Annotated in this window: 12 protein-coding genes and 1 tRNA gene; 5 read left to right on the top strand and 8 right to left on the bottom strand. The window is 69.3% G+C overall.

The genetic code is table 11. The features are described 5' to 3' along the window. Positions 1-23: 23 nt before the first annotated feature. On the bottom strand, positions 24-281 hold the full coding sequence (locus NE234_RS34970) for a cell division protein CrgA (protein ID WP_252785216.1): 258 nt from the start codon (positions 279-281) through the stop codon (positions 24-26). A gap of 119 nt (positions 282-400) precedes the next feature. Here NE234_RS34970 and NE234_RS34965 point away from each other — a divergent pair, with 119 nt between their 5' ends. The 3 genes from NE234_RS34965 to NE234_RS34955 are packed head-to-tail and all read left to right on the top strand — an operon-like array spanning position 401 to position 2,017. Further along, positions 401-1,180, top strand: a complete 780-nt coding sequence (locus tag NE234_RS34965) for a DUF881 domain-containing protein (protein ID WP_252785215.1) — start codon at positions 401-403, stop codon at positions 1,178-1,180. Next, complete coding sequence (locus NE234_RS34960) at positions 1,161-1,811, top strand: class E sortase (protein WP_252785214.1); 651 nt, start codon at positions 1,161-1,163, stop codon at positions 1,809-1,811. Before NE234_RS34965 ends, NE234_RS34960 begins: the two co-directional genes overlap by 20 nt. After that, entirely contained in the window at positions 1,811-2,017 is a 207-nt protein-coding gene (locus NE234_RS34955; RefSeq protein WP_252785213.1) for a hypothetical protein, read from the top strand. The genes NE234_RS34960 and NE234_RS34955 overlap by 1 nt, the downstream gene beginning before the upstream one ends. 231 nt (positions 2,018-2,248) lie before the next feature. Here NE234_RS34955 and pknB read toward each other — a convergent pair whose 3' ends face one another. From pknB to NE234_RS34920, 7 genes are read right to left on the bottom strand one after another with little or no spacing between them, the layout of a single operon-like run. After that, entirely contained in the window at positions 2,249-4,036 is a 1,788-nt protein-coding gene (pknB, locus tag NE234_RS34950; RefSeq protein WP_252785212.1) for a Stk1 family PASTA domain-containing Ser/Thr kinase, read from the bottom strand. A gap of 42 nt (positions 4,037-4,078) precedes the next feature. Beyond that, on the bottom strand, positions 4,079-5,503 hold the full coding sequence (locus tag NE234_RS34945) for a serine/threonine-protein kinase (protein ID WP_252785211.1): 1,425 nt from the start codon (positions 5,501-5,503) through the stop codon (positions 4,079-4,081). A gap of 2 nt (positions 5,504-5,505) precedes the next feature. Further along, the gene (locus NE234_RS34940) at positions 5,506-6,954 is read right to left on the bottom strand and encodes a peptidoglycan D,D-transpeptidase FtsI family protein (protein WP_252785210.1); all 1,449 of its coding nucleotides are present in this window, start codon (positions 6,952-6,954) and stop codon (positions 5,506-5,508) included. Beyond that, a complete protein-coding gene (locus NE234_RS34935) occupies positions 6,951-8,450 on the bottom strand; it encodes an FtsW/RodA/SpoVE family cell cycle protein (protein WP_252785209.1) in 1,500 nt (499 codons plus the stop codon). The genes NE234_RS34940 and NE234_RS34935 overlap by 4 nt, the downstream gene beginning before the upstream one ends. Then, positions 8,450-10,012: a protein phosphatase 2C domain-containing protein gene (locus tag NE234_RS34930; RefSeq protein WP_252785208.1), complete on the bottom strand. Its 1,563-nt coding sequence runs from the start codon at positions 10,010-10,012 to the stop codon at positions 8,450-8,452. Before NE234_RS34930 ends, NE234_RS34935 begins: the two co-directional genes overlap by 1 nt. Continuing rightward, positions 10,009-10,494, bottom strand: coding sequence for an FHA domain-containing protein FhaB/FipA (locus NE234_RS34925; protein ID WP_252785207.1), 486 nt, complete (start codon positions 10,492-10,494; stop codon positions 10,009-10,011). Before NE234_RS34925 ends, NE234_RS34930 begins: the two co-directional genes overlap by 4 nt. Before the next feature lie 12 nt (positions 10,495-10,506). Continuing rightward, positions 10,507-11,247, bottom strand: coding sequence for an FhaA domain-containing protein (locus tag NE234_RS34920; protein ID WP_252785206.1), 741 nt, complete (start codon positions 11,245-11,247; stop codon positions 10,507-10,509). Positions 11,248-11,354: 107 nt separating this feature from the next. Between NE234_RS34920 and NE234_RS34915 the strand changes: the two genes are divergently transcribed. Next, positions 11,355-11,437 (top strand) — tRNA-Leu (locus tag NE234_RS34915). Positions 11,438-12,017: 580 nt separating this feature from the next. After that, positions 12,018-12,593 (top strand): hypothetical protein, encoded by a 576-nt coding sequence (locus NE234_RS34910; protein ID WP_252785205.1) that lies wholly within the window; start codon positions 12,018-12,020, stop codon positions 12,591-12,593. Positions 12,594-12,596 lie beyond the last annotated feature (3 nt).

Below are 12,596 nucleotides of genomic sequence, written 5' to 3'. Positions count from 1 at the left end.
CTGTGGATAACCGTGTGGGGAAGTCAACGCCAGCGCGTCGACAGCACCACGCCGATCACGATCACGCCGAAACCGATGAGAAGGTTCCAGTTGCTCAGCGTGGTGATCACCGGCACCGTGGCGCCGACGCTCGCCGTGATGTAGTAGACGGCGATCCAGGCCAGGCCGAGCAGCCAGCAGCCCACCATCGTCGGCACCAGCCACCTGGGGCTGACCGAGACCTTCTGCGAGCGCTGCGGCGGAGTGTAGACGGCCTTCTTGCGTACCTTCGACTTGGGCACGGGGTCTCTCCTCGGGCGGAACGCGGCCGCACGCCGGGTCCGCGCATGGGTCAATTTGTCAGTTAGCGTAGTCGCTGGTGAGCAGCGTACGACCTTATTGGGGGCGGTGGGGTGTCGCGATGCGGGCAAAACCCGGCAATGGCGAGATGAACGGCGCCCGCCGGCCGTGGCGGTACGCGATCCCGGCTCTCACGATCTTCGCCGGCACCCTGTTCGCGGCCAGCGCGAGCACCGCCCACGGTACGGACCTGCGCGGCGGCGGCCGTACGAAGGTCACCGAGCTCATCGCCCAGGAACAGCGGCAGTACCAGGGCTCGCAGGCGGACTACCGTCACCTGCGGCGGCAGGTCGAGGGCCTCGTACGGGCGGCCGCGCAGCGCGACGCACGCGTCAAGGCCGCGCAGGAGGCCGCCGACCGCCTCGCGACCCGTGCCGGGCTCGCCCGGCTGACCGGACGTGGCCTGCGCGTCACCCTCGACGACGCGCCCACCGGCCGGCGGATCGCCGGCGACCCCGGCCCGGACGACCTCGTCGTCCACCAGCAGGACGTCCAGGCCGTCGTCAACGCGCTGTGGACCGGCGGTGCAACGGGCGTGCAAATCATGGACCAACGCTTGATCTCCACCAGCGCCGTACGTTGTGTCGGCAATACGCTCATCCTCCAGGGCGTCGTCTACTCGCCGCCGTTCCGGATCACCGCGACCGGAGATCCGGGCCGGCTGCGAGCGGCGCTGGACGCCTCGCCGGACATTCAGGTCTACCGGCAGTACGTCGCCGAATACGGACTCGGGTACACCGTGAGAACCCTCAAGAAGACGACCTTGCCCGCCTACACGGGCAACGTGCAGCCCAAGTACGCCACCGCGCTGGAGCCCGACGGTGCGAACACTCATCCGTAGCCTCGGCGAGCTGTGCATCACCGCCGGAGTCGTCCTGCTGCTGTTCGTCGCGTACGAGCTGTGGGGCACGGGCGCGTACACGCAGGCCGAGCAGCGCAAGCTCAGCGGCGAGCTCACCCGCGACTGGGCCGCCCCGCCGCCGCGCAAGGCCCCGGGCGCCGTGACGACCGAGCGCGTCCGGCTCGGCCACGGTCTCGCGCTGATCCGGATCCCCCGGCTGGGCAAGGGCTTCCACTACGTGATCATCGAGGGCGTGTCCATCGCGGACCTGCGCAAGGGGCCCGGTCACTACCCCGGCACCGCGATGCCGGGCGAGATCGGCAACTTCGTCGTCTCCGGGCACCGGACGACGTACCAGGCGCCCTTCAACCGCCTCGGCGAACTGCACGTCGGCGACAAGATCCTCATCGACACCCGGACCCGGCAGTACACCTACAAGGTCACCGGCAAGAAGGTCGTGTCGCCCACGGACGTCAGCGTCGTGGCCCCGGTGCCGGAACACCCCACCAAGGACCCCACCGATCGGCTGATCACGCTCACCACCTGCCACCCGAAGTACTCCGCCGCCGAGCGGCTCATCGTGTTCGGGCGGATGGTCGGCTCGATCCCCCGGGTGAACGGAGCGACCTGATGTACTCCTGGCTGTGGCGGCACCTGCCCGGCGACACGGTGACGCGCGTCTACACCGCCGTCGTGGGCCTGCTCGTGGTCGGCGTCCTGCTCTGGTACGTCGTGTTCCCCTGGTTCGAGCCCCAGGTGCAGTTCGATCACGGAACGGTGGACGACGGCGGCACGTCGGCTACGGCACCCCCCACCCCGGCCGCAAAACATCGGTAAAAAGATTCTCGGCGAAGCGTGTAACGCCCGGGGGGTCAATACGGATCAACGAGTGAGGGCTTCCGCCGTTGCCCCCGAGCGGCGGAAGCCCTCCCTCATGTCCGCACCCCCTCCGGTGCGCCACGCCCACCGCCCGGTTCCGCGAAGAGCGCCCCGCGAACGACGAAGCCTCCCGACAAACGACGAGGCCTCCACGCCCGGGAAGGGCGAGGAGGCCTCGGTCGGTTCGCGTCAGAAGCCCGGCCAGCCACCCTTACCGGGCTGCGACGGACTCGTGCTCGGCTGGTCGGGCGGCGGCTGCTGCGTCTGCTGCCTGGTGACCATGAGGGTCACCGTGCTGCCGCGGTTCGCCGTCTCGCCCTGACCGGGGTTCTGGTCGACGACCGTGCCGGGCGCCTCGCCGTTCTGCGCGTCGACGTAGGTCACCCGGACGCCGAAGCCGTTGCTGCGCAGGTCGGCCTTTGCGTCGGAGACCTGCTTGCCGACCTCCGAGGGCACCGTCGTCTTGCCCGGGCCGTCGGAGATGATCAGGTTGATCTCGGTGCCCTCCGCCACCTTCGAGCCGGAGTCCGGGTCGGAGCTGATCACGTACCCCTTGGGCACGGACGAGCTGTTCTGCTTGTCCGTGTTGCCGACCTTGAGGTTGGCGTTCTCGATGGCGTTCTTGGCGTCGTCCTCGCTCAGCCCCCGGACCCTGGGCACCGTGACCTTCGGCTTGCCGGTCGAGACGACCAGGGTGACCTCGGTGGTGGCCACCTGAGCCTTGTCGATCTTGGTGTTCTCGTTCGGCGAGACGCTGATGACCTTGCCGCTGTCGACGCTATCGCTCGACTTCTTCTTCGTCGTGATCTTCGTGAAGCCGAGATCCGTCAGCTGCTGCTTCGCGGAGTCCTGGTCGTTGCCGACGATGCCGGTCGGGATCGCGACGGTGTTGGGGTCCTTCGGGGCCCCGCCACCCTTGAACATGAAGAACAGCGCCGTCACCGCGCCCACGGCGAGCAGCGCGACCACGACGCCCAGCGCGATCTTCTTCCCGCGGCCCTCCGGCTCCTCCGGCTCGGTGTAGTGCACCGGCGGCAGGTCGTAGCCCATCGTCGCGGGCCGGGTCCCCTGAGTCGGCGGCCCGCCCTGCATGACCTGCGTGCCGCCGTTCATCGCCATGGTCGGGGCGGCGACCGGCATGCCCTGCAGCGCGCGCTGGATGTCGGCGCGCATCTCCGCGGCGCTCTGGTACCGGTAGTTGGGGTCCTTCGTCAGCGCCTTCAGGACGATCGCGTCGGCCCAGCGCGGGATCGACGGATCGATCTGCGACGGCGCCGGCGGCTCCTCCCGCACGTGCTGGTAGGCGATGGCCACCGGAGAGTCGCCCTGGAACGGCGGACGGCCGGTGAGCAGCTCGAACAGCACGCAGCCGGTGGAGTACAGGTCGCTGCGGGCGTCGACCCGCTCGCCCCGCGCCTGCTCCGGCGAGAGGTACTGCGCGGTGCCGATGACCTGGGCGGTCGCGGTCATCGTGGCGGCGGAGTCGGCGAGCGCACGGGCGATGCCGAAGTCCATCACCTTGACCTCGCCGCCGGAGGTCAGCATCACGTTGGCGGGCTTGATGTCCCGGTGCACGATCCCGCCGCGGTGGCTGTAGTCCAGCGCGCGCAGGATGCCGTCGGTCATCTCCATCGCCCGCTCGGGCGACAGCCTGTGCTCGTCGCGCAGGACGTCGCGGAGCGTGCGCCCCTCGACGTACTCCATGACGATGTAGGGGATCGGGCTGCCGTCGATGAGGTCCTCGCCGGTGTCGTACACCGCGATCACCGACGGGTGGTTCAGCGAGGCGGCGGACTGCGCCTCCCGGCGGAACCTCGCCTGGAACGTCGGATCGCGGGCCAGGTCGGCCCGCAGCGTCTTGATCGCGACTATTCGATCAAGCCTGAGATCCCGAGCTCGGTAGACCTCGGCCATGCCACCACGCCCGATGACACCATCGAGCTCATAGCGACCACCGAGTAGCCGAGGCTGAGTCATGTCTCGCACTTTCCCTCGTCGTCTACGCCGTGCTCTCCGAACCTACTCGCCTGAAGGGGTGCTCTCAGGCTGAGACTGCTCCGGAGGGGTCGGCGGTGAGTCCACCGCCGGTGTGGTAGGCGTCGGTGTCGGGGTACTCCTCGTCTTGGTCGGTTTCGTGGTCGGCGTCGAGCTCGTCACCGAACTCGGCGTCGGGCTTGGACTGGTCCGTTCGAAGGTCGAACCCGAGGGTACGGGCCGATTGCTCGGCTCGCCAAGACGAGGCCGCTTGACGTGCTTCGTCGGGGCGATACCGCCGGCGGGCTGAACCCGGTTGCCGTCCACGAGCTTAGTGTGGCCGGGGCCCTTCCACAGCGCTGTGACGGTGAACACGCCAGCACCGAGGACGACGACGAGGGCGGCGCCCACGAGCACGAACCGGCCGACGCGCTGCCGACGGCGGCGTGCGGCGGCCCTGCGCGGCAGACCATCCCCGTACCCGTCCGGTCCCTCGGCCGCGACGACACCGCCCAGGGCGATGCCGGCCTCGGCGAAACCGACGGTCGGGTCGCCGGCCCGCGCGGACTCCGGCAGGTCGTCCCCGGCGGCGAGCGGGGCCTCGACCGTCCATCCGTACGCGAGCGCGGTCTCCTCCGCGACGGCGGCGTCGCCGACGCCCAGCGAGTGGCGGATGGCGTACGCGCCCTCGGCGATCTCCGCCGCCGACCGCGGCCGGTCGTCCGGGTGCTTGGCCAGCATCGTGGAGACGAGCCCGCGGACGGCCGGGGACACCGACGACGGCAGCGGCGGCGGCTCCTCCCGTACGTGCTTGAGGGCCAGGGCGACCGGGGTGTCGGCGACGAACGGCGGCCCTCCGGCCAGGCACTCGTACGCGACGACGCCCAGGGAGTACAGGTCGGCGGCCGGGGTGACCTTCTTGCCGGTCGCCTGCTCCGGCGAGACGTACTGCGCGGTGCCCATGACCATCCCGGTCTGCGTCATGGAACTGTCGCCGCTGCGCGCGATGCCGAAATCGGTGATCTTGACGGTGCCGTCGCCGGTCACCATCAGGTTGCCGGGCTTGATGTCCCGGTGGATGATGCCCGCCGAGTGGGCGACGTGCAGCGCCCGCGCGGCCTGCCCGACGAGGTCCAGCGTCGCGTCGACGGGCAGCCGCCCGTCGCGGGTGAGGATCTGCGACAGCGTCTCGCCCGACACCAGCTCCATGACGAGGTAGGCGAGGTCGTCCTGCTCGCCGTAGTCGAAGACCTGGGCGATGCCGCTGTGCTGCAGCGCCGCGGCGAACCGCGCCTCGGCGCGGAACCTCCCCCGGAACGTCTCGTCGCCCAGGTACTGCTGTTTGAGCAGCTTGACCGCCACCGGACGGCCCAGCAGCCGGTCGGTGGCCTTCCAGACCTCGCCCATCCCACCGATGGCAAGACGTTCGTCGAGCACATACCGGTTGTTCAGGACGTCTGGCGGGGTCATGGTCAGTGCACCGCCTGAACGATGCGCCAGGCGATCGGCGCCGAGAACGTCGCACCGCTCGAACCCGCCCGGCCCTCGGTGACGACCGCGAAGGCGACCTTGGGGTTGTCTCGCGGGGCGAAGCCGACGAACCAGTCCTCGTTGATCCCGCCGATGCCGGTCTCGGCGGTGCCGGTCTTGCCGGCGATGTCCCGCCCGGCGAGGACGGCCGACGCCGTACCGTGGTCGACGACCGCGCGCATCATCTCCTGGATCTGGCCGGCCGTGTCGGCGCTGATCGGCTGCCCGATCTGCTTCGGCTCGGCGGTCACCAGCTCGGACTGGTCCTGGGCGACGACCCGCTTGACGAGGTACGGCTTCATCATCTTGCCGTCGTTGGCGACCGTCTGCGCGACCATCGCCATCTGCAGCGGCGAGGCGGTCACGACCTCCTGACCGATGCCGCTGCGGGCCAGGGAGTCACCGCCGAGCGGCTTGGTCGGGTAGACGCTGGTGGCGCTGGACACGCCGTTCTCGATCTCGGTCGGCTTGTTGAAGCCGAACTTGGCCGCCATGTCCGCCAGCGTCTGCTGCTTCAGCGTCAGCGCGAGGCGGCCGAACGTCGAGTTGCAGGACGCCGCGAACGAGTCGATCAGGGGCGGGGAGCCGTTGCACTTCGCCTCGTCACCGTCGGAGTTGTGCAGCTCGTTGCCCGACTCGGGGAGCAGGAGACGGTTCGCGTCGGTCGGGGTGTCCTTGGTGTACCGCCCGCTCTCGATGGCCGCCGCCGAGTCGATGATCTTGAAGGACGAGCCCGGTGCGAACGTCTCCCGCGTCGCGTAGTTCAGCATCGGAGCCGGCTTCTGCTTGTTCAGCGACTCGAAGACCTTGTTCGCCTTCGTCCCGTCGTGCACGGCGACGTCGTTCGTGTCGTACGACGGGAAGGAGGCCATCGCCAGGATGGCGCCCGTCTTGACGTCGATGGCGACCGCGCCGCCACGCCGGATCGTCTGGTTCTTGATGCCGCTGTAGGCGGCCTCCTGGGCGTCCGGGTCGATCGTCGTCTGCACGGTGGCGCCGGCGGCCTTCTTGCCGACCAGCATGTCGAACCAGTTGTGCAGGGCCAGCCGCTTGTCGGTGCCGTCCAGCAGGCCGTTCTCGGCCGACTCGAGGCCCGTGCGGCTGAACACGCTGACGTACCCGGTGACCGGGGAGTAGAGCGTGCCCTGGTTGTAGTGCCGCTGGTACTCCTTGCCGTCCTTGCCGCCGATCTTCTCGGAGTAGGCCAGCGTGACCTTCCCGGCCATGATCGGGCCGCGGTTGTGCTCCCACTGCTGCGCGAACTGCCGGGAGTTCAGCGGGTCGGTCTGCAGCTTGTCCGCCTGCGACCCCTGGATGTAGTTCACGTTGATGATCAGGATGACCAGCAGGAGCATGCCGGCCACCGCGACCTTGCGGAGCGGCTTGTTCACTGGGTCCTCACCACCTGGGTCATTCCCTCGTCCTGGATGGGCTGCGGCGCGGGCCGCCGCGCGGTGTCACTGATGCGGATCAGAAGGGCGATCAAGATCCAGTTGGCGAGCAGCGACGACCCGCCCTGGGCGAGGAACGGCGTCGTCAGACCGGTCAGCGGGATGAGCCGCGTCACACCGCCGACGATGACGAAGACCTGCAGCGCGAAGACGAACGACACACCGCCGGCGAACAGCTTGGCGAAGTTGTCCTTCGTGGCCAGCGCGGCCTTCATGCCCCGCTGCACGATCAGCGCGTACACGATGAGGATCACCATCGCGCCGGTCAGCCCGAGCTCCTCACCGAATGAGGTGAAGATGAAGTCGCTGAAGGAGTACGGCGTGCGCCACGGCTCGCCCTGCCCCAGGCCGGTGCCGAGCACCCCGCCCTGTCCGAGCGAGAACAGGCCGCGCATCAGCTGGCCGCTGTCGGCGATGTACGTGCCGCCCCTCGCGTGGCACGCCGCCACGGTCTGGATCTGATTGATGATCTTGTTGCCCACCTGGCAGCCGCCGTCGAAGTACGACTTCGGGTCCAGCCAGATGTTGATCCGCTGCTGCACGTGCGGGACGAACGGCGTGAGCGCGCTCGCGAACGCCAGCAGCAGCCCGCCGATCGCCACCCACATGAACCGCTCGGTCGCGATGTACAACATGCTCACGAACAGCCCGAAGAACAGGATCGCCGTACCGAAGTCGTTCTCCAGCGCGAGGACGCCCAGGGTCAGCACCCAGATCACCAGGATCGGGCCCAGGTCCCGCGCCCGTGGGAGGTTCAGCGGGCCGATCTTCTTGCCGACGATCGACAGCGCCTGCCGCTTGTTGACGAGATAGCCGGCGAAGAACGCGACCAGCGCCAGTTTGGAGAACTCGCTCGGCTGGATGGAGAACGGACCGAGCCGGATCCAGATCTTGGCGCCGAGGCTGCCGCTGATCGACGAGGGCAGGAAACCCGGCAGCGCCAGGAAGAACAGCCCGACCGCGCCGATCGTGTACATGTACCGCTGCAGGATCTTGATCTCCCGCAGCAGCACGATCACCGCCGCGAACGCCGCGATGCTGAGCGCCGTCCACATCAGCTGGTTCGGCGCGGAGGCCCAGAGGCCCGTGGGGTTCTTGCCCTGTGCGCGGGCCAGTTGGACGTCGCGGCTCGTCCCCAGGTCGAGCCGGTAGATCATGGCCAGCCCGATGCCGTTGAGGAAGACGGCCAGCGGCAGCAGCAGCGGGTCGGCGTACGGGGCGAAACGCGCGACGACGACGTACGAGATCGCGACCAGCACGCCCAGCCCGGCCCCGTAGCCGTACATCCCGGTGGGCAGGCTCCCGTCTCGCGCCAGGCCCACCTGGGCGAATCCCGCGATGGTGATCACCATCGCGAAGATCAGCATGGCGAGCTGGGCGCTCCGCCGGGGGCGGGTCGCGATCTGAACCTCGGGTTCGGCGGCTGCGGAAGTCATCAGTGGGTGGTGTTCGCCTTTACGGGGGGACAGCCGGACTTGCCCGGCTTCCTCTTGCACGTTTCGGCCTGGTCCCGGAGCTCCTGCACCTTGGCACGGGCCTGCGTGACGTCGTTCACGGAGATGCCCCTGTGCACGGTGTCCTTGGTCTGCTTGGGCAGCGAGCTCGTCTGCACCGGCGGGTTCGACGGCTCCAGGACCGTCTCGTCGCAGCCGATGGAGTTCTTCTGGCCCTTGCCCTTCCAGATCGTCACGACGCCCTGCGCGTTGTCGGCGACGACGATGTGGCACACCTGCTTGCGCAGCGTGTTGACGGTGGTACGGGCCTTGCCCAGGCTGCCCAGGCCGTCGATCGTGTGAGTCACCGAGTCACGGGCCGAGGGCGCCAGGTCGGCGACCTTCAACGTCGGGCTCGGCCGTTCCTTCAGGTGGGACAGCTTGAGGCCCAGGAGGTCCTGGTTCATCCCCTGGTAGATGACCACCTGGCCGCCGTCCGCCGCGACGTAGTACTGCCCCTGGATGGTGCTCCAGGCGACGTACCCCCCGCCGCCGGCCGCCAGCAGGACGACCGCGCCCGCCACCGCGACCAGCCAGGGCCAGCGACGCCGACGCCGCCCCACCGCCTCCTGCGGCAGCGTGTCCTCCGGCTGCCGCCCGATCGCGGGCATGTCCGCCACGGTCACGGGCGCGGGCTGCTGCTGCTCCCGCAGCGCGGCCGCCCGCTGCGCCGGCGTCTCCGCGGCCATCGCGCCGGGCGGCGTGTCCGCCTCGCCACGGCCCCGGCCCGCGTGGTGCGCGGCGCCCGCAGTGATCGGAACCGACGGCGGGCCGGGCTGCTGCTCCAGCTCCACCACGTCGGCCACCACGCAGGTGATGTTGTCCGGGCCGCCACCGCGGTTGGCCAGATCGATCAGCTGACGTACGGCCTGGTCCGGCTCTGCCGCCGTGCTCAGCGCATGGTGGATGGTCTCCGCGGTCACCACCGTGCTCAACCCGTCGGAGCACAGCAGGTAGCGGTCGCCGAGCTGCGCCTCGCGCAGCGAGATGTCCGGATCGACCTCACCCCGGCCGTCGAGCGCCCGCAGCAGGAGAGAGCGTTGCGGGTGTGAAGCGGCCTCGTCCAGGCTGATCCGACCCTCGTCGACGAGCGACTGGACCAGTGTGTGATCATGGGTGATCTGGAACAGCTCGCCGTTCCGGAGAAGGTACGCGCGGGAGTCGCCGATGTGGACGAGGGCGACCTGCGGGCCGTTCCACAGCATCGCGGTGAGCGTGCAGCCCATCCCCTGCAGCGACGGATCACCCTCGACGATGCTGTGCAGGGTCTCGTTGGCCCGGTACACCGCCTGCTCCAGCGCGCCGACGAGCTCGTGCGCGGGGAAGTCCCGGTCCAGTGGCTTCAGGGTCTCGATCGCGGCGGCACTGGCGATCTCACCGCCGACGTGGCCGCCCATGCCGTCGGCCACCGCGAGCAGCCGGGAGCCCGCGTACGCCGAGTCCTCGTTGCCCTCGCGCAGCATGCCGACGTCCGACCGGGCGGCGAAGCGAATTCCGATGGTCATTTGCGCAGCTCTATGACGGTCTTCCCGATGCGGATCGGTACGCCGACGGGGACGGGTTCCGGCCTGCTCACCTTGGCGCGCCCGAGAAAGGTGCCGTTCGTCGAACCGAGATCCTCCACGAACCACTGACCGTTCTGCGAGAAGAGCCGGGCATGCCGACCCGAAGAGTAGTCGTCTCCGAGAGGCAGCGTGACGTCATTCGATCGACCCATCGTTATCTCCGTGCCGACCAGGTCCATCGTCGTGCCGGCGCGGGCTCCCTCGGTGATCACCAGCTTGGTCGGTTCCGCACGCCTGACGCGCGGCGCCGCGGCCTGCCGGGGCGGCCGGGCGGGCTGGGCGGCCTGCCGGGGCCGCTGGGCCTTCGCGGCGGCCTTCGAACCCCACAGGTCAGCACGGATGACGCCCGCGGCCGCGATGACGAACAGCCACAGCACGGCCAGGAACGCCACCTTCATGAGCGTCAGGGTGATTTGGTTCATCGGAGTTCGGAGCTACTCCCTATCGCGGCGGAACACCAGGGTTGTCCGGCCGAGCGTCACCCGCGCGCCGTCATTCAGCGTCACGCGGCGGATCGGCTGGCCGTTCACGAAAGTGCCGTTGGTCGACCCTAGATCAACCGCAACCACCTCCGGGCCCTCGACTCTGATCTCGGCATGGTGCCGGGAAACGCCCGGATCGACAAGCCGAAGATCACAATCGGTGCCCCGGCCGAGCAACGTCACCGGAGTGGTCAGATCGTACGTGTGGCTCGGCTGACCCTCCGTGCTGACCAGCAGACGCGGCCGGCCGCCCGCGAACCCACGCGGCGGAGGCGGCATGTCGCTCATCGGCTGGCGGATCTCGCCGCCCTCGACCGTCGAGCCGCGGATGACGCCGGACCGGATCCGGAACATCCCCGTACGCAGGTCATCGGCGTTCTCGAACCGCACCCGCACCGGCCCGACGAAGGAGTAACCCTGCTCCTTCGCGTGCTCACGGGCGAGATTGGCCAGCTCCTGGCTCAGGCTGTCGGCGTAGACCTCGAGCCGCTCGCCGTCCGGATGTGAGATCTCGACGACGAAGTCGTTCGGCACCAGCGTGCGACCCTGCGCCACGATCGCGGCGCGCTCGTCCATCTCGCGCTGGATGGCGCTGGCCACCTCGACGGGCTGAAGCTCCGACTTGAAAGCCCGAGCGAAGGCACCCTCGACCATGCCCTCGAGCCGTCGCTCGAAGCGCTGTAGGACACCCACGTGCACCTCCCCTCTCCACTGAGAGACGATCGTATCTGTGAGTAGGTTCGCCCCGAGCAACCGATTCGGACCTCCGCCGGAATGGTGCTAACCTTTGGACGCGCCCGGGGCGGGTGGCGGAACGGCAGACGCGCACGGTTCAGGTCCGTGTGTCCGAAAGGACGTGAGGGTTCAAATCCCTCCTCGCCCACTCGGTGTTGGGGTCGGCTGGTCGGAAGCTTTGCTTCCTCCCACCGACCCCTCGTCGTTTTTTCGGGGGGACGACCCCCCGGGCCCCCCGAGGTGGGGGGCTTCGCCCCCCACGCCCCCTTGGTGGCTGGGGTTGTTGGTGGGTGCGGGTTCTCCCGGGTTGAGGTTTGGTCCTTCGCCCGCTGCGCGGGCTTGAGCGGCGTGGGGGCTTCGCCCCCTGCCCCCCCTTGGTGGCTGGGGTTGTTGGTGGGTGCGGGTTCTCCCGGGCTGAGGTTTGGCCCTTCGCCCGCTGCGCGGGCTTGAGCCGCGTGGGGGCTTCGCCCCCTCCCCCCCTTGGTGGCTGGGCATCTTTTGTCGCCTCGTGGTGCCAGGCATCGCCGTTGAGGGGCCGGCTCTCGTCTTCCAGGCGCTCGAACTCTCTTGTGGGGCAAGTAACCGGGCTCGACTTCCGGGCGCGAGTGCGGGACCGGGCGTGGATGGTGTGGGTAGAACGTTCGGTCTTGACGCTTCACGGGGGGTGCTGTCATCGTTGGGAGGGATAGAACGTTCGGTCTACTTGTTCATCATCCGGAAGGATTCTCGTGACCACCGTTGCCTCGTCCGCTGCCCTCGGGATCGCGCCGGCTCTGCGCCGGTTGTATTTCGTCCGGTTCGGGTTCGCCATCGTCTGGGCCGTCCTGCTGTTCGCCGCCAAGTCCCTCGGTCCGGCCGGCGTCGCCCTGCTCGTTCTGTATCCCCTGTTCGACGCCGCCGCGGCGGTCGTGGACGCTCGTTCGTCTCGCGCCACCGGGCCGGCGCGCGGACTGTACGTGAACATCGCGATCAGTCTGCTGGCCGCGATCGGCGTGGCCGTCGCCTGCGCGTCCGGTGTGCCGGCGGTCCTGCGCGTGTGGGGCGCCTGGGCGGTCGTCTCCGGGCTCGTGCAGCTGGTCGTGGGCGTCACACGTCGCACGATGGGCGGCCAGTGGCCGATGATCCTCAGCGGTGCCATCTCCGTGCTCGCCGGCGGTTCGTTCATCATGTCCGCCTCCGCGCAGCACCCGTCACTGGCCGGCATCGCCGGCTACGCGGTGCCGGGCGGCATCTTCTTTCTCATCTCGGCGCTGCGCCTCGGGCGCACCGCCAGGGAGCGCCGAGATGGACACCAGGCGGCTTGATCG

This window comes from Actinoallomurus rhizosphaericola (genome assembly GCF_024055675.1).
In the GTDB taxonomy this organism is placed as follows: Bacteria; Actinomycetota; Actinomycetes; order Streptosporangiales; family Streptosporangiaceae; genus Actinoallomurus; species Actinoallomurus soli.
Note: the sequence above shows the minus strand (reverse complement) of the source record. Positions and strands in the feature narration are given on the sequence as shown.